Below are 17226 nucleotides of genomic sequence, written 5' to 3' on the forward strand. Positions count from 1 at the left end.
GCGTGACAAAGGCGCCACCGGGAGCTGAGTCTTTGTGAGCACCGCCGGATCGCACGGACCCCGCGGTCCTACGGTCCGGCCATGGACACGAGTCACAGCACACGAACCGGCACAGCAAGCGGCAGGCAACGCATCAGCAGGCCCGGCGCGTGGCGCGGCACCGCGCTGGCCGTGCTGCTGACCGCCGGCGCGCTCACCGCGGCCGCGCCCGACGCGCGGGGCCAGGACGCGCGCGGCGAGACGGTCGTCGGGACGACGGGCGGGGTGACCGAGTCGGTGGTGCGGGTCAGGGTGCCGCTGCCCGCCTCCTTCGGAGCCCGCCCGGCGGCCTGCGACTGGCTGTCGTACCTGCGCTACCGCGCCTCCGACGGCCCCCGAACGTCCGCCGACGCGGACCGGGTGCTCCTCGCGCAGCCGGGCATCCTGGAAGGCGCCGGCGCCTTCGACAGCGTCGCCCGCAACACCGTCGCCCGGGCCGCCGAGCAGGGCCTGCACGTCGAGTTCTGGGCCCTGGACCGGCGCTCGAACTGCCTGGAGGACCGCACCGGCATCGCCTCCGGCGACCAGCACACGGCCGTCGACTACTACTACCGGGGCAAGCGGGTCGACGGGCGCACCTTCGCCGGGTACGCGGGCAACGGGCAGCTGGGATGGCTGGCGAAACTCGGCATCGAGCAGACGGTCCGGGACGAACACGACCTGCTCACGGCCGAGTTGCCCGACCCGGGCGTACGCAAGCGGAAGGTGCTGTGCGGCGGGCACTCGCTGGGCGGTGTGATCACCGGCTACTTCGCGACCGCCGACTTCGACGGGGACCCCGCCACCACCGCCGACGCCGGATACAACCAGTGCGCGGGCTACTTCGCCCTCGACACCACCGTCTCCACCTCCCTGGCCGACCTCGGCGGCAGCCTGCCCGACGACACCGGCCTGCCCGACGTCGGCCTCGGCTACACGGCCGTACAGGCCGGGCTCGACAGCGGGGTGCTGCCGCGCGCGCTGTCCGCACCCGTCCTGCTCAACCCCGAGACCATGACCCTGCTCGCCATCGCCGGCCTGGGCGCGCTACGGGACCCCGACGGCGAGGCGGACCTGCCGGGTTATCTGCCCGTCAACGCCAACATAGAGGCGACCAACCGCTTCCTGTTCTCCAAGGACACCACCGCGTTCGTCACCGGCACCCCCGCCGTCAAGGACTTCCGCCTCACCAACGACGCGGTGCTCGGCGCGCTCATGGACGACAACTCCGTACCCCTCGCCTTCCTCCAGACCAGCGTCGGCTTCTTCGACGGCGGCCCGATCGCCGACAAGAACTTCCCCGTCGCCAACGGCGGCGGACAGCAGCCCGCGCTCTTCGGTGTCGCGTACAAGGCGATCCCGGGCCGGCCGCACGGGCCGCTCTACACATGGCGCGATTACGACCGTGTCGGCGACGCCGACGACCCCGGCTACCGGTCGGCCGACGGCACCCCGTTCACCGACGCGGGCAAGGAGGTCACCGACATCCGGGAGCTGGCCCGCAGCCTGGCCGAGCAGCCGCTGGACTTCACCGAGCAGTACTTCCCGACCAAGCTGGTCACCGACCTGGAGTTCGCCGCCTCGCCCCAGATCAGGCAACTCGTCGTCCACCCGCAGGGGTTGACCGCCGACCCCACGCTCACGGTGCTCGCCGGCGACGGACTGCTCGCCGGCCGCATCCCGTCCGACCTGCACCCCGTGGTCGCCGACGGCTACCAGCACCTGGACGTGCTCACCGCGGCACCGGTCCAGAACAACGGCCTGCCCGAGCCCGTCTCCACGAACCTCGCCCGCTTCGCCGGATCACCGCGGCAGCCGTAACGCCGAAGGGCCCGGGAGACGGACTCCCGGGCCCAGACGTGCTCGTGACGCTGCGTCAGACCTTGCCCGCGGCGAACGCGGCCGCCGCGTCGGCGTCGGCGGTGTAGCCGAGGTGCGCGAGGACGTCGGTGCCGCCGCTCTGGCAGATCGGGTCGCCCTGGGCGCAGAAGTCGATGGTGCGGCTCTGGTAGGTGCCGGTCACGCTCTTGCCGAGAGCGCGGATCGGGTTGCCGAACAGCAGCACCGCGGCCACCCTCGGCTCGACCGTGGCGGGCAGCGTGGCCACGATCGGGCTGCCGACCACCGCGCCGTCACTGCTGATGCCGAGGGAATTGTCGACCACGTTCGCGCCCTGCGAATAGCCGACGAGAACGAAACGCTGACTCGGGCAGGCGGCCGCCTGGCTGTTGACGTGGTTCACCAGGTCCGCATTGCCCTGGGCGGCGGAGGTGAGGGAAAGGTCCGCGGGATAGTTCACGGCGTAGCTGGAGAGACTGCGGCCCGTGATTCTCTTCTGCAGCGCGGAATAGACCGGGTCGCCGACGATCGCGCCGAGGGTGCCCGGCTCGAAGGTGCCGCGAGCCGCGACGACCTGGATGTCCGAGCAGGTGGCGGCCGAGGCGGTGGGGGAGGAGAGGGTGGCCAGTCCGGCCCCGCCGGCCAGCGAGAGCGCGGCGAGGCACAAGCGGATACGCATGGGGGATCCTTCGCGGGTCGGGCGCGTGGTGCGCCTGCGGAAAAGGACGCCCTGAACGTAAGCGCGGGAGCGGGTCGGGTGTGATGGACGGAAATTCAGAAAACCCGCGAGTTTTGTTGCCGGAGTGAGCCCCGGATTCCGGCGCGGACCGGCTCCGGTGAAATGCCTACGCGGTCGGCCTTTCCGGCCCCCGCAGTGCCTGGGCGCGCAGCGCCAATATCAACTCCAGGCGTGCGTCCGGATCGTGCAGGGCCTCGCCGAAGAGCTTCTCCAGCTGGCGCAGCCGGTAGCGGACCGTCTGCGGGTGGATGTGCAGACGGGCGGCGACGTCGGGCACGTTGCCGCCGCTGAGCAGCCAGGCCAGCAGCGTCTCGGCCAGCCGGGCGCGCTGCGTCTCGGAGACCCGCTCCAGCGGCGCCAGCGCCCGGGCCTCGACCTGGGCGAGCAGCGGTTCGTCGCTGTGCAGCAGCAGCGTGGAGAGGTGATCGGCGCAGCGCACCACGCCGTGCCGGGGCAGGATCCCGCGGCCCATCAGGCCCAGCGCCCGCGCGGCCCAGCGCAATGACTGCGCGGCCTCGGCGAGCGGGACCGTCGGCCCGATCGCGGCCGGCCGGCCGCGCAGCGCGAGGGCGAAGGCCCGGTCCCCGAAACGGCCGCTGCCGTCCGGATCGGGCACCAGCATCCGCGGCGGCCGGGACTCCATGTCCACCAGCGCCCCGGCCGCCGCCAGCGGCCGGTCCTCCTCGCGCGCGTCCGGCGTGGCCGCGAGCGCCACGACGGCCACCTGCCGCGGCACCGGCCAGCGGGCGCCGTGCGCCAGGTCCTGCACCGCCTCCCGGGACACCGGACCGTCGTCCAGCAGCAGGTCGAGCAGCCGTCTGCGCCGGCGCTCCAGCTCGTCCGTGCTGCGCAGCCTGGCCTCCGCGTACCCGGCCGCGGCGGCCTCGGCGACCTCGTGCACCGTCCGGAACGCCAGCTCTCCCAGGGCCGCCACGACCGTGGTCTCCAGCCCCAGCTCCTCCGCCGTGCGGCCCATCAGCCGCCAGGCGTGCAGCCCGCCGATCCGCAGCGCCGACTGCAGGGCGTCCAGACTGCGGCCCTCCAGGGCCTCGCCGCGGCCGAGTTCGTAGTACGTCGCCGCGATCGCGTCGCCCTGTCCGCGCGGGTCGGCGATGTGGTCGACGAACAGGGTCAGCGCCTGCACGACGCCGGCCCGCAGGTTGCGCCGGTAGGTGCCGTCGGCGGGGCGGGCGTACTCGGGGACCTGTCTGCGGACCTCCTCCTCCACCTCGTCGGCGACGGTCTCCAACCGGGTGCGCAGCAGTTCGGCGAGGTCGGGCGGCACCGGCAGGGCTGCCGGACCGTCCGGCACACCCTGCGGGGTGGGGACGGCCATCGCGGACACTCCTTTCACCCGGAACCGGCTCACCCGCGCGCTGTTGCCCGTGGGGCGAGCGGGGTGTCCCGTGTTGGACGGACGACCCCTGCGCCCCGTTCCGTGCCCCCACGGCACCGACATCACGCCGGCACCCCCAGGGCACCGGCGAGCATAGGCCAGGAGGCGGCGAACTCACCCTTCCAGTACGCCCAGCTGTGTCCTCCCCCCGCGTAATAGTGCGTGGTGACCGGGATGTCCAGCCGGGCGAGGGTGTCGGTGAAGCTGTGCGCCGACGGCCACAGGGCGCTCTCCAGTGCCTCCGGCAGCAGGTCCCCGGCGCCGCCGGCCAGCCCGCTGCCGCTGGAGACGTACAGGGCGGTGCCGCGCAGCCCCGCGGCCCGGGCCTGCGGATCGAAGTCGCGCCAGGTGAGCAGGTTCAGCACCGGGTTGCCCCACAGGGACAGGGGCGAGAGGTTCTCCCGGGCCACGATGGCGTCGACGATCGTGGGCACGCCGGGGAAGAGGGTGTCGAGGATGCCGCTGTAGGAGGCCGCCGTGGTGAACGCGCCCGGGTGGCGGGCCGCGTGCGCCATGGCGCCGTAGCCGCCGGTGGAGACCCCGGCGACGGCGCGCACACCGGAGGCCCGGTAGTCGCGGGCGAGCAGCGCCGGGACCTCCGTGAGCTGGAAGGTCTCGTAGTCGGGGCCGCCGCGCCAGGCGGTGGGGATGCCGGTGGGCCCGGCGTCGGGCATCGCCACGATCAGGTCCCGGCCCGCGGTGAAGGCCTCGATGTCGGTCTCCCGGGTCCAGGAGGTGTAGTCGTCGTGGGCGCCGTGCAGCAGGTACAGGACCGGGTAGGTCCGGCTGGACCGGGCGTCGAAGTCGGACGGCAGGATCAGCCGCACCGGCGCGGTACGGCCCAGCGCAGTCGACGGCACGGAGACGTCGAAGGTGCGCGGGCCGAGCTGGGTGGCGGCCCGGGCGGAGGCCGCGGCGCGCGCGCCGAACACGGCGGTCAGGCCGGCGGCCGCGGCGGCCCTGGTGACGGCGCGTCGGGACACTCGGGCGGTGCGGTGGGTCATGGCGGCTCCTCGGATCGGGTGTTCGGTGGGCGCACCCGCGCCCACTCGGCATGCGGATGGGCCCTGCTCTCGCACGTCCCTGGTCGCGTCGGCGTGCGCCTCAGCGGTCCCGCTCGGCGAACTCCCGCAGATGCGCGGCGATCTCGTCGACGTGCGGCGGATCGAGGAGCGAGAGGTGGTGCCCCGCGACCCGTACGACGGTCAGGTCCGGGCACACCTCGTCCCAGCCGAGGGTGTCGTCGTCGCGCTCGTAGGCGGGGTCGCGCACGGTGTGCGGGGCGGGCTCGGCGGCCCGGTACAGGACCACCGGTCCGTCGTGGCGGCCCGGCCGGTGCGCCTCGCCGATCCTGAGGTCCAGGTAGGAGGAGCGCTGGTGCTCCAGGGCGGCGGCCGGCACGTCGGCGGCCTCGCGCAGCACGCTCAGCACGGTGTCGATGCGCTCGCCGTCGTCCTGCGTCGCCACCAACGCGTCGTACGGCAGCTCCAGTCGGACTCCGTAGGCGTCGGCGACGTGCCGGGCGAAGCCGGTGAGGTGGTCGCGGACGCGGTCGGCCGGCGTGCGGCCGGGCTGCGGCAGGGGCCGCACGGAGTCGACGAGCACGACGAGCGGCACCTCCCGCCCGGCCGCGGTCAGTTGCCGCGCGGTCTCCTGGGCGAGGAACCCGCCGAAGGACCAACCGCCCAGCAGCAGCGGCCCGTTCGGGTGGCGGGAGGTGATGGCCTCGGCGTAGCGGCGGGCCTTCTCGGTCACCGTGCGGGCGTCGTCGATCCGTTCCAGGCCGTACACCGGCCGGTCGCCGCCGAGCCGGTCGACGAGGGCCCGGTAGACGTCGGTGGTGCCGCCGGCGGCGTGGGCGAGGAAGAGCGGGGGGAGCGAGCCGGTGTCGCGCAGCACGCGCAAGGGGGAGAGGGCCCGGTCCACCCGCGCGGCCACCTCGCCCACCGTGCCGGCGCCGAGCAGGTCGCGCAAAGACAGGTCGACGCCGAACTCGCCCTCCAGGGCGGTGCGTATGCGGACCGCCATCAGGGAGTCCAGGCCGAGGCCGGTCAGCGCCGTGGCCGGGGTGACGCGGGCGGGCGGATGGCCGGTGACGGCGGCGATGTGGTGGCACAGGCGGGCGGCGACGGAGGAGTCCCGCGGTGGCGCGGGTGCCTCGGCCGGCGCCGCCGACCGCCCGTCCGTCCACCAGTGCCGCCCGTGCCGCCAGCGGGGCAGCGGCAGGTCGGCGACCGCGCCGTGCGGCAGCGGCAGGCGCTGTCCCGCCGCGTACAGGGCGCCCACCTGGGCGAGGAACGCGGCCGGGTCGTCGGCGTCCCGGCGCAGCGTGCCGACGGCGAGGGCGCCGGGCGCGGTGTCGGTGACGGCCCGGGTCAGGACCGGGTGGGGCGAGATCTCGACGAACGCGGTGTGACCGTCGGCGGCGGCCGCGGCGACGGCCCGGTCCAAGCGCACCGGCCGGCGCAGGTTCGCCGCCCAGTGCGCGGCGTCGAAGAGGCTCTCGCCGCGCGGGTCGTCGAGGACGGTGGAGTAGACGGGGACGAGCGGCCGGCGGCCCCGCACGTCGGCCAGGGCCTCGGCCAACTCCGGCAGCAGCGGGTCGACGTGAGGTGAGTGGCCGGCGCCGGAGACACGCAGGGCGCGGGCCGGTCTGCCCCGGCGCTCCCACTCCGCGACGAGCCGGGCCACCTCGGCCTCCTCGCCGGTGACGACCTTCTGCCGGGGGGAGGAGTGCACGGCGACCTGGATGCCGGGGAAGTCGCGCACCACCTCGTCGAGTTCGGCGTCGTCGACGTCGACGACGGCCATCGAGCCGCCGCGCAGCCGGTCGAGCAGCCGGGCGCGTGCGGTGACCACCCGGGTCGCGTCCGGCACGTCCAGGGCGCCCGCGCACACCGCGGCGGCCACCTCGCCCACCGAGTGGCCGATGACGGCGGCGGGTTCGACGCCGTGGGCGCGCCACAGCTCGGCGAGCGCCACCTGCACGCCGAACAGGACGGGCTGGGCGACCTCCAGCCGGTCGAGGGGGCCGCCGCGGGCCAGATGCTCGTACAGGGACAGCCCGCACGCCGCGTCGATCTTCTCCACCGCGGCGGCGAAGGCGGGTTCCTCGGCCAGCAGCCGGCGCCCCATGCCCACCCACTGGCTGCCGTACCCGGAGAAGATCCACACCGGTCCGTGCCCCACCAGCTCACGCTCGCCACTCACCACCCGCGCGTCGGGCCGTCCCTCGGCCAACGCCCGCAGTCCGTCGGCGAGTTCGTCGCGGTCCCGGGCGACCACGGCGGCCCGCACCGGCCCGCGCCCGGCGCGCCCGGCGAGCGTGCGGCACACGTCGGCCGGGTGCGCGGCCCTCCCCTCGGGCGTGTCCAGCCAGTCGGCGAGCCGGGCGGAGGTGTCCCGCACGCGCGCGAGGTCGACGTCGGACAGCGGATACAGGCGGGCGGCGGGCTCCTCGGTCGCGGGCGGCGGCAGGACGCCGGGCCGCCATTCCTCCAGCACCACATGGGCGTTGGTGCCGCCGAAGCCGAACCCGGAGACACCGGCGGTGGCCGTGCCGGCGTAGCGCGGCCACGGCTCGGGCTCGGTCACCACCCGCAGCCGTACGTCGTCCACCGCGCCGCGCCCCGAGCAGTGCAGCGTCGGCGGCACGACGTCGTGGTGCAGCGCCAGCACCGTCTTGACCAGCCCGGCGATGCCCGCGGCGGCCTCCAGGTGGCCCAGGTTGCTCTTGACGGAGCCCAGCAGCAGGGGCTGGTCCGGATCGCGGCCGGCACCGAGCACGGCGCCCAGCGCGCCCGCCTCGATCGGGTCGCCCAGCGGGGTGCCGGTGCCGTGCGCCTCGACGTGGTCGACGAGGTGCGGGGCGAGCCCGGCGCGCAGATAGGCGGTCCGCAACAGGGCTTGCTGGGCTGCGGGGTTGGGCGCCAGGAGGCCGTTGGAGCGGCCGTCGGAGTTGACGGCCGTGGCGCGGATGACGGCGAGGACGCGGTCGCCGTCCCGCTCCGCGTCGGACAGCCGCTTCAGCAGCACGGCCGCGCACCCCTCGCCCCGCCCGATGCCGTCGGCCGCCGTCGAGAACGGCTTGCACCGCCCGTCCGGCGCGAGCGCACCCGCCCGCCGGAACGCGACGCTCACCGCGGGCGACAGCAGCACGTTGACCCCGGCCGCGATCGCCGTGGCGCACTCCCCGGTGCGCAGACTCACGCACGCCTGGTGCACGGCCACCAGCGACGAGGAGCACGCCGTGTCCACCGCCATGCTCGGCCCGCGCGCGTCCAGCACGTACGACAGCCGCCCGGCGGCGGCACTGAGCGCGGCGCCCGCCGGGGCCCACGGGTCGACGGCGGCCGGGTCCCCGCCGGTCAGCTGGCCGTACTCGGGCGCCGAGACGCCGACGAAGACGCCGGTGTCGGTGCCGGCGAGGGAGGCGGCAGGGACGGCGGCGTGGTCGAGGGTCTCCTGGACGACCTCCAGCAGGATGCGCTGCTGCGGGTCCATGACGGCGGCCTCGCGCGGGGTGAGGCGGAAGAAGTCCGCGTCGAACCCGGCGATGTCGTCGAGGTAACCGCCGTAGCGGGGCGCGTCGGCGGGCGGGAAGGCGGTGAAGTCGCGCCACCGGTCCTCCGGGACCCGGCGGATCGCGTCGGTGCCGTCCACCAGCAGCCGCCAGAAGTCGCCCGGTCCGTGCACGCCCCCGGGCAGCCGGCAGCCGACCCCGACGACGGCCACGGGTTCACCCGGCGACCCCGGAACCGACGGCGCCTCGGGGGAGGGCTCCGGCGCCGGCCGGCACAGGTGCGCCACCAGGGCGTCACCGGTGGGCGCCTCCCACAGCAGGGTCGCCGGCAGCTCACGGCCGACGGCGGCCGACAGGTCTCCGGCCAGCACGACGGCGTCCCGCGAGGACATGCCGAGGTCCGCCAGCGGCCGGTCCATCGGGACGTCCCCGGCGGCGCGCCCGCTCCAGGTGGCCACCCGTTCGGCGATCAGCCGGCGCAGTCCGTTCGCGTCGGCGGCGCTCACGGCGCGCTCACCGCCGGGTACGCGCCCGCCAGGTACCGCTCCCGGGTCAGTGCCCGTGACACCTTGCCGCTGGAGGTGCGCGGCACCGTGCCCGGCGGCACCAGCACCACGTCGGCCAGCCGCAGCCCGTGCCGGGCGGACACGGCCGCGCGCACCGACCGCACCAGGGCTGGTACGTCGATCTCGGCCAGGCTGGTGGAGCGGGCGTGCTCGGCCACGACGACGACCCGCTCGCCCGCCTCGCCCGGCACCCCGAAGACGGCGAGCCGGTCGCGCCGCACCGCCGGGTGCGTCTCCTGGACGGTGGCCTCCACGTCCTGCGGGTAGTGGTTGCGGCCGTCCACGACGACGAGGTCCTTCAGCCGGCCGGTGACGATCAGCTGCCCGTCCAGCACCGTCCCCAGGTCGCCCGTGCGCAGCCAGCCGTCCTCGAAGACGCGCCGGCCGAGCTCCGGCTGGCCCCAGTAGCCGCGCCCGACGTTGGGCCCCTGCACCCGGATCTCGCCGACCTCGCCCTCGGACAGCTCGGCGCCGCTGACGGGATCGGCGATCCGCACCCGCTGTCCGGCCGGCGTGCCGCATCCCGCCAGCAGGACGGCCCTCGGATCGTCGGGCCGGGCCGGCAGCGCCTTGCCGGCGGCCAGGGCGTCCCGGTCGAGCGCGAACCGGCGCAGCGGCTGTCCCGGCCGTGCGGCACTGACGAAGACCGTCGCCTCCGCCAGCCCGTACGACGGACAGTGCGTGACCGGCGCGAGCCCCTGGGCGGCGAAGGCGGCGTGGAAGCGGTCGGCGGTGCCGGGGCGCACCGGTTCGCTGCCGTTGATCAGCGCGGTGACCTTGTCCAGCCGCAGACCGGCCTTGTCGGCCTCGGGGACGGCCGAAGCGCAGTAGTCGTAGGCGAAGTTGGGGGCCGCGCTCACCGCGCGCGGATGTGCGGCCAGCAGCCGCAGCCAGCGCACCGGCTCGTGCAGGAAGTCCACCGGGTCCATCAGCACCGACAGCAGCCCCCGCACCACCGGGGCGGCCACGCTCAGCACCAGCCCCATGTCGTGGTACAGCGGCAGCCAGCCCACACAGGTCACCGGGTGCGCGTCGGCCCCGTAGGCGGTCAGCGCCTGGCGGGCGTTGGCGACGACGTTGGCGTGGGTGATCTCCACACCGGCCGGGGTGCGGGTCGAGCCGGAGGTGTACTGGAGGTAGGCGACGGCCGACTCGTCCGGGGTGACCGGGTGCCCGACGCCGGCGGCCGCGTCGGGCACCCGGTCGGCGACCACGATCCGCGCCGAGGAGCCCCGGCACAGGGCGCGCACCTCCTGTGCGGCCCGGCTCGTCGTCACCACCACCGCCGGGCGCGCGTCGGCGAGGACCGCCGTGAGCCGGTCCCCCTGCCCGGGCAGACCGGGCGGATACAGCGGTACGGCGACCAGGCCGGCGGCGAGCGCCGCGAGGAAGGCGGTGACGTACTCCGTTCCCTGCGGGCACAGCAGCGCGACCCGCTCCCCGGGCCCGGCCTCCTCGGCGAGCCGCGTGGCCAGTGCCCGCACCCGCACGTCGAGACGGTGCCAGGTGAGGGTGCGGTGGACGCCGCGCGAGTGCGGGGCGGGGTGGTCGACGACGGTGAACGCCCGGCGGTCCGGGGTGCGTTCGGCCCAGTGCCGCACGTAGTCCGAAAGGCTCCGGTACGCGGGCGCGAGCAGGGGGCGGCGGCTCTCCATCGAGGGTGGCTCCTCACGTCACGGACAGGGGCGGATCAGAGCGGGATGTTGCCGTGCCGGCGCTCCGGCATCGGGGCGCGCTTGCCGCGCAGCGCCCTGAGCGCGCGGCAGATCTGGTCGCGGGTCTCGTGCGGGGCGATCACGGCGTCGACGTAGCCGCGCTCGGCGGCGAGGTAGGGGGTGCCGTGTGTGCGCTCGTAGGCGGCGACGAGTTCGGCGCGCAGCGTCTCGGGGTCGGCCGCGGCGGCCAGTTCACGGCGGTGCAGGATGCCGACCGCGCCCTCGGCGCCCATGACGGCGATCCGGGCGGTGGGCCAGGCCAGGTTGACGTCGGCGCCCAGGTGCTTGGAGCCCATCACCGCGTAGCCGCCGCCGTACGCCTTGCGCACCACCACGGTGACCTTCGGGACGGTCGCCTCGGCGTAGGCGTAGAGGAGTTTGGCGCCGCGCCGGATGATCCCGGCCCGTTCCTGGCGTACGCCCGACAGGTAGCCCGGCACGTCGGCGAAGGTCAGCAGGGGGATGCCGAAGGCGTCGCAGAACCGAACGAAGCGGGCCGCCTTCTCGGAGGCGTCGATGTCCAGGACGCCCGCCGCGTGCAGCGGCTGGTTGGCGACCACGCCGACGCTGCGTCCCTCCACGCGGGCCAGCGCGCAGACGATGTTCGGCGCGAACAGCTCGTGCACCTGGAGCAGTTCGCCGTCGTCCACGACCGCGCGCAGGATCTCGCGCATGTCGTAGCCCTGTCCGAGCCGCTCCGGCACCACCTCGTCCAGCCGGATGCCGGCGGGCGGGGGCGCGGGAGCGTACTCGGGTGGCCGGTCGAGGTTGTTGGCGGGCAGGTACGACAGCAGGTCGCGTACGGTGTCGAGGGCGTCCTCCTCGTCGGCGGCGAGGAAGTGGGCGTTGCCGTTGACGGTGTTGCTGGTGCGGGCGCCGCCCAGGTCCTCGGCGGCGGCGCGCTCGCCGGTCACCGCCTCGATGACGTCGGGTCCGGTGACGAACATGTGCGAGGCGCCCTCGACCATGACGGTGAAGTCGGTGATGGCGGGCGAGTAGGCGGCCCCGCCCGCGCACGGTCCGAGGACGACCGAGATCTGCGGGACGACACCGGAGGCCCGCACGTTGCGGCGCACCAGTTCGGCGTAGAGGGCGAGCGAGGCGACGCCCTCCTGGATGCGGGCGCCGCCGCCGTCGTTGAGGCCGACGACCGGGCAGCCGATCTTGAGGGCGAGCTCCATCAGCGCCACGGTCTTCTCGCCGAACGCCTCGCCCATGCTGCCGCCGAAGACCGTGGAGTCCTGGGCGAACACGCACACCGGCCGGCCGTCGACCGTGCCGTGCCCGGTCACCACCCCGTCGCCGTACGGGCGCCCGGAGCCGTCCCCGGTGGGCCGGGCCCGGACCAGCAGGCCGGTCTCGGTGAAGGAGTCCTTGTCGAGCAGCAGGGCGATGCGCTCGCGCGCGCCGAACCGCCCACGTCTCCTCGGCCCGCCGGGAGCCACTGCCCGCGCCCGGCGCCGGTCCAGGTCGGCGATGCGGTCGGACACCCGTGTCGCCGTGCCCCGCGTCGGTGAGGTCGTCGCATCTCGCGTCACAGCCACCTCCGAAGTGGCTTTCGAATATGGCAGCGACCGCGAGGCGGAACAGGAGGCTCGGCGTTCTGTTTGCGGGAGGTGAGTCCCGCGACGGGCACGTTGCTCCGGCCGTGACAAGGACGCGGGAGGGGGGATGGCCGGTGCTGTGTGAGCGGCGTGCTCCGTGGCCGCGGTCACGGAGCACGTTCCCGGCTCGTTCCGTCAGGCGACGGGCCCCGTGCGGATCGCGGCGATGTCGAATTGCAGGCGCACTTTCTCGCTCACCATGGCCCCGCCTTCCGCGAGACGGGCGTTGTAGGTCAGGCCCCATTCGGAACGATTGATGGTGGTGGTCCCGTCGAATCCCACCCGCTCGTATCCGAAGGGATCGGTGACGTGCCCTATGTAGGTGAGTTCCAGCACCACCGGGCGCGTGGCGGCTTTGATGGTGAGATCGCCGGTCATGCGATAGACATCGTTGCCCATGAGTTCGACGGCGGTGCTGGAGAACGTCATACGGGGATACGTCCTGGCATCCAGGAAGTCGCGGCCGACGAGATGCGCGTCGCGCTGTTCCACACCGGTGTCGACGCTGGCGGTGGACAGCACGATCTCGGCCCGGGAACGGGAGGGATCGCGTCCGTCGAAGCGCAGCCTGCTCTCGTACTCGGTGAACGCCCCGCGGACCGTGGTCACCATGGCGTGGCGGACGGAGAAGCCGATCCGGCTGTGCGCCGGGTCGATCATCCAGTCTCCGGTGAGCGCGGCCAGAGCGGGGTCGTGATCGTGGGAGCCGGTGGGAGCGAAGACCGGCGGGTGTGTGGGGGATTGTGGAGCGGCGGGGGGAGCCGGGCGGCGCAGGGACGCAGCGCGGGTGAACAAGTTCATGATTCACGTAGTTACTTCATGAGAGTTTTTGCCGCAAGCATGCTTCAAGCCCCGCACCGGCCCGAACATAATCCCCACATATTCGCCACGGAATCGGCGCCGTGTGCGTATGCGGACGCAGGGCGACAAAGCCCGATGCGCAATATCCGTCAGGGCTCGCGGTGTTCGTGTGCCGCTTGCTCCAGTTCCTCCGCCTCCGCCTCGGCCAGCCGCTGTTCGGCCTCGACGTCGATGGAGCGGGTCAGCCACCAGTACAGGACGGCGGAGACCGGAAGGCCGACGAAGAGGGAGATGTCGGCGCCGTCCAGCGCGTCGGCGACCGGGCCGGTGTACAGGGTGCCCACGGAGAAGAAGGGGATCATCACGGCGAAGCCCACCAGGTAGGCGATGATGCCGTGCCAGCCCCAACGGCCGTAGATCCCGCGCGGGTTGAAGATCTCTGCGATGGCGTAGTGGCCGCGGCGGACGACGTAGTAGTCCATGAGGTTCACCGCGGTCCACGGGATGAACAGGTAGAGGATCAGCAGCAGGAAGTTCTCGAAGTTGTCCAGGAAGTTCGACGTGGCGGCCAGCGCGCCGACCACCGAGAGCGCCGCGGTCAGACCGATGGTCACCAGGCGCACGCCCAGCGTGGGACGGACGCGTTTGAAGGAGTCGATGGCGCTGATGAGGGTGAGCGAGCCGCCGTACATGTTCAGCGCGGTGACCGACACCAGGCCCAGCGCGGCGAACAGCAGCACGATCGCGCCGAATCCGCTGAACACCTTGTCGCCGGCCGCGTTGATCGACGCGATCGTCTCGAAGTCCTTGCCCGCCCAGGCCGCGAGCAGTGTGCCCAGCACCATCAGCCAGATGCCGCCGAGGGCCGAGCCGAAGTAGGTCCAGTAGAACGTCTTGCGGACCGTCACGCCCGGCGGGAGGTAGCGGGAGTAGTCGGAGACGTAGATGGCCCAGCTGATCTGGTAGCCGGCGACCACGCCGAACTGGGCCAGGAACGGCGTCCACTTGAAGGCGCCGAGGTCGAAGGAGCCGGCCGGGTAGTGCAGGGTGACCAGCACGCCCACGGTGAAGACGCCGAAGATCACCAGGAAGGTGTACGTCAGGAACTGTTCGGCCTTGTGGATGACGTCGTAGCCGACCAGCGCGATGACGAGCGCGACCACGGTGACCACGACCACCCACAGCTTGACCCCGCCGTGCACGGTGGTGTGCATGGCCTCGCCGGCCAGGATGCTGTTGAAGACGTTGAAGCCCGCGTACTGCACGTACGCGAACAGCCACACCAGCAGGGCCCCGACATAGCCGAACTGCGGCCGGGACTGGATCATCTGCGGCAGGCCCAGCTGCGGGCCCTGGGCCGAGTGGAACGCCATGAAGAACGTGCCGAGGACGGTGCCGGCGACGATGGCGATGAGCGACCAGATGAGGTTGCCGCCCGTGGTGATGCTGATCAGACCCACCGCCAGGGTGGCGATCTGCGCGTTCGACATGAACCACAGCGGGCCCAGATGCCACAGCTTCCCGTGGCGCTCGTCCAGGGGCACGTAGTCGATGGAGCGGACCTCCAGGCCCGAGAGCCGGGGTTCGGATGATGTGGTCACGGCGCCTCCAGCGTGCGGATCCACCCCTGTGGCCACATTCATGCCCCGCAAACGCCTGGTCAAGCGGTCGGCACGACCGCTTGACCAGACATTTGTACGCCAGGCGCGGGATCAGACCGCCGGACTCGGGAAGGTCGGGTACTCGACCCCGGAGACGTGCTGGACGACCCGGATGACCTGGCAGGAGTAGCCGAACTCGTTGTCGTACCAGAGGTAGAGGATCGCGTTGTCGCCCTCGACCTTGGTGGCGCCGGCGTCGACGATGGAGGCGTGCCGGGAGCCGATGAAGTCGCTGGAGACCGCGTCGGGGGCGGTGATGAAGTCGATCTGGCGGCGCAGCGGCGAGGTCAGCGACACCTCGCGCAGGTAGTCGAGGACCTCTGCGCGGGAGGTCTCCCGGGCGAGCTGGAGGTTCAGGATCGCGATCGAGACGTCGGGGACCGGCACCCGGATGGAGCTGCCGGTGATCCGCGCCTTCAGGTCGGGCAGCGCCTTGGCGACGGCGGAGGCGGCACCGGTCTCGGTGATGACCATGTTCAGCGGCGCCGAACGGCCGCGGCGCTCGGACTTGTGGTAGTTGTCCAGCAGGTTCTGGTCGTTGGTGAACGAGTGCACGGTCTCCACGTGGCCGCGTCGCACGCCGAACTCGTCGTCCATCGCCTTCAGCGGCGGCACGATCGCGTTGGTGGTGCAGGAGGCGCAGGACAGGATCCGCTCGTCCGGCTTGATCGTGTCGTGGTTGACGCCGTGCACGATGTTGGGGACGTCGCCCTTGCCGGGCGCGGTCAGCACCACCTTGTCGATGCCGGGGCGCAGGTGCTGCGCGAGACCCTCGCGGTCGCGCCACTTGCCGGTGTTGTCGACGAGGATGGCGTCCTTGATGCCGTACGCGGTGTAGTCGACCTCGGACGGGTCGTTGGCGTAGATCACCTTGATCGCGTTGCCGTTGGCGAAGATCGTGCTGCCGGCCTCGTCGACCGTGATCGTGCCCTGGAACTGGCCGTGGATGGAGTCCCGGCGCAGCAGCGAGGCGCGCTTGACGATGTCCTGCTCGCCGCCGCCGCGCACCACGATCGCGCGCAGCCGCAGGCCGTTGCCGGAACCGGCCTTCTCGATCAGCAGCCGGGCCACCAGGCGTCCGATGCGGCCGAAGCCGTAGAGGACGACGTCGCGGCCCTCACCGCCCTCGATCTTGTTGGCGCCCGTCGCGCCGGCGACGGCCTCGGCGGTGAACTCCTCGACCGTCAGACCCCGGTCGTCGCTCTTGTACGTCGCCGCCAGCATGCCGATGTCGATCTGCGAGGGACCGAGGTCGAGGGCGGCGAGTGCCTTGAGGAAGGGCAGCGTCTCGGTGACGGAGAGCTCCTCGCCGGCGATCTGCCGGGCGAAGCGGTGGGTCTTGAGGATGCTGACCACCGACTTGTTCACCAAGGAGCGGCTGTGCAGCAGGACGGTGACGTCCCGCTCGCGGTGCAGCTTCCCGATGATCGGGATCATCGACTCCGCGATCTCCTCGCGGAACTTCCAGTTGGTGAACGAGTCGTCCTTGACAGTCACAGGTCCATCTTTCGAGCTAGGAGGCGCTCATATGTTAAACCCATGCCGGTTCGGTCTCTCGAACGGGGGTACGTCAGGCGCCGGCACCGGGTGGTTCAGGAGTCCAGATCGTCGGCGAAGTGCCGGAAACCGCGCCGCTCGCGGTGCAGGGACCACAGGGTCTGCGCCAGCACCGCCGGGTCCTTGCGGGGGTGACCGGGGACGATCGCCCCGGGAATGATCAGCTGCGCCACGTGGACGCCCCCGGCGGCGAGCGTGTCGTGCAGCATGCGGCCGTACGCGCTCTCCGCGGCGAACGCGACCGACGTGCCCGCGCGCTCGGGGTGCGGGACGACGGCGGTGCCGCCGTTGACGAACAGCACGGTGCCGCGGCCCCGCTCGCGCATGCCGGGGAGCACCTGCCGCACGGCCGTCACGGCGCCGTACAGGGAGAACTCGACCGGACCCACGAGGTCCTCCGCGGCCGTGTCCAGGACCGGACGCATGAAGTCCCGGTGCGGCACCGGGCTGTACTGCAGCACCTCGACGGGCCCAGGGCCCCGGACGCCGCCTCCAGCGCCCCGGCGAGGCTCTTCGGCTCCCGCACGTCGGCCGGGAAACCCCGCGCCGTCACGCCCTCGGCGGTCAGCTCCCCGGCGAGCGCGTCGAGCCGCCGCTCGTCCCGGGCGACGAGGGCCACGGCGTGCCCCTCGCGGCCGAAACGGCGGGCGACGGCGGCGCCCAGACCCGGGCCCGCTCCGATGATGGCGATGGTCGTCATGGTCTCTCCACGTCTGGGGTGCGCACGGTGGCCTCCACCGAAGCCTCGCACTCCTCGCCGCCTCCCGGCGCGCCCGGCATCGAGACGATCCGGCCCCCTTCCCGTACT

10 protein-coding genes and 1 pseudogene are annotated in these 17226 nt (G+C 73.2%); 1 reads left to right on the forward strand and 10 read right to left on the reverse strand.

The window, feature by feature from the left end; all coding sequences use genetic code 11:
* The first annotated feature begins 171 nt into the window (after nucleotides 1–171).
* Complete coding sequence (locus ACYF6T_RS04975; protein WP_461693729.1) at nucleotides 172–1839, forward strand: hypothetical protein; 1668 nt, start codon at nucleotides 172–174, stop codon at nucleotides 1837–1839.
* 55 nt (nucleotides 1840–1894) lie between these two features.
* Here the strand turns inward: ACYF6T_RS04975 and ACYF6T_RS04980 are convergent, their stop codons facing one another.
* From ACYF6T_RS04980 to ACYF6T_RS05025, 10 genes and pseudogenes are all read right to left on the reverse strand, one after another.
* A complete protein-coding gene (locus tag ACYF6T_RS04980) occupies nucleotides 1895–2536 on the reverse strand; it encodes a cutinase family protein (protein WP_461693689.1) in 642 nt (213 codons plus the stop codon).
* Between the two features lie 166 nt (nucleotides 2537–2702).
* Nucleotides 2703–3932 (reverse strand): PucR family transcriptional regulator, encoded by a 1230-nt coding sequence (locus ACYF6T_RS04985; RefSeq protein ID WP_461693691.1) that lies wholly within the window; start codon nucleotides 3930–3932, stop codon nucleotides 2703–2705.
* Nucleotides 3933–4054: 122 nt separating this feature from the next.
* The gene (locus ACYF6T_RS04990; RefSeq protein WP_461693693.1) at nucleotides 4055–4996 is read right to left on the reverse strand and encodes an alpha/beta hydrolase; all 942 of its coding nucleotides are present in this window, start codon (nucleotides 4994–4996) and stop codon (nucleotides 4055–4057) included.
* 100 nt (nucleotides 4997–5096) lie between these two features.
* Complete coding sequence (locus tag ACYF6T_RS04995; protein WP_461693695.1) at nucleotides 5097–9020, reverse strand: beta-ketoacyl synthase N-terminal-like domain-containing protein; 3924 nt, start codon at nucleotides 9018–9020, stop codon at nucleotides 5097–5099.
* Entirely contained in the window at nucleotides 9017–10735 is a 1719-nt protein-coding gene (locus ACYF6T_RS05000) for a fatty acyl-AMP ligase (protein ID WP_461693696.1), read from the reverse strand. Before ACYF6T_RS05000 ends, ACYF6T_RS04995 begins: the two co-directional genes overlap by 4 nt.
* 35 nt (nucleotides 10736–10770) lie before the next feature.
* The gene (locus ACYF6T_RS05005; RefSeq protein ID WP_461693697.1) at nucleotides 10771–12333 is read right to left on the reverse strand and encodes an acyl-CoA carboxylase subunit beta; all 1563 of its coding nucleotides are present in this window, start codon (nucleotides 12331–12333) and stop codon (nucleotides 10771–10773) included.
* Between the two features lie 201 nt (nucleotides 12334–12534).
* A complete protein-coding gene (locus ACYF6T_RS05010; RefSeq protein WP_461693699.1) occupies nucleotides 12535–13200 on the reverse strand; it encodes a YceI family protein in 666 nt (221 codons plus the stop codon).
* A gap of 149 nt (nucleotides 13201–13349) precedes the next feature.
* Complete coding sequence (locus ACYF6T_RS05015; protein WP_461693701.1) at nucleotides 13350–14801, reverse strand: purine-cytosine permease family protein; 1452 nt, start codon at nucleotides 14799–14801, stop codon at nucleotides 13350–13352.
* 111 nt (nucleotides 14802–14912) lie between these two features.
* Nucleotides 14913–16358, reverse strand: a complete 1446-nt coding sequence (locus tag ACYF6T_RS05020) for a glyceraldehyde-3-phosphate dehydrogenase (RefSeq protein WP_461693702.1) — start codon at nucleotides 16356–16358, stop codon at nucleotides 14913–14915.
* Between the two features lie 95 nt (nucleotides 16359–16453).
* Nucleotides 16454–17118: pseudogene (locus ACYF6T_RS05025) on the reverse strand (SDR family NAD(P)-dependent oxidoreductase).
* Nucleotides 17119–17226 lie beyond the last annotated feature (108 nt).

The organism is Streptomyces sp. 7R007 (assembly GCF_054850255.1).

Bases quoted from the DNA above. Each gene is read 5' to 3' on its own strand.
- ACYF6T_RS04980 (WP_461693689.1), bottom strand. From the start codon at position 2,536: ATGCGTATCCGCTTGTGCCTCGCCGCGCTCTCGCTGGCCGGCGGGGCC.
- ACYF6T_RS04985 (WP_461693691.1), bottom strand. From the start codon at position 3,932: ATGGCCGTCCCCACCCCGCAGGGTGTGCCGGACGGTCCGGCAGCCCTG.
- ACYF6T_RS04990 (WP_461693693.1), bottom strand. From the start codon at position 4,996: ATGACCCACCGCACCGCCCGAGTGTCCCGACGCGCCGTCACCAGGGCC.
- ACYF6T_RS05000 (WP_461693696.1), bottom strand. From the start codon at position 10,735: ATGGAGAGCCGCCGCCCCCTGCTCGCGCCCGCGTACCGGAGCCTTTCG.
- ACYF6T_RS05010 (WP_461693699.1), bottom strand. From the start codon at position 13,200: ATGAACTTGTTCACCCGCGCTGCGTCCCTGCGCCGCCCGGCTCCCCCC.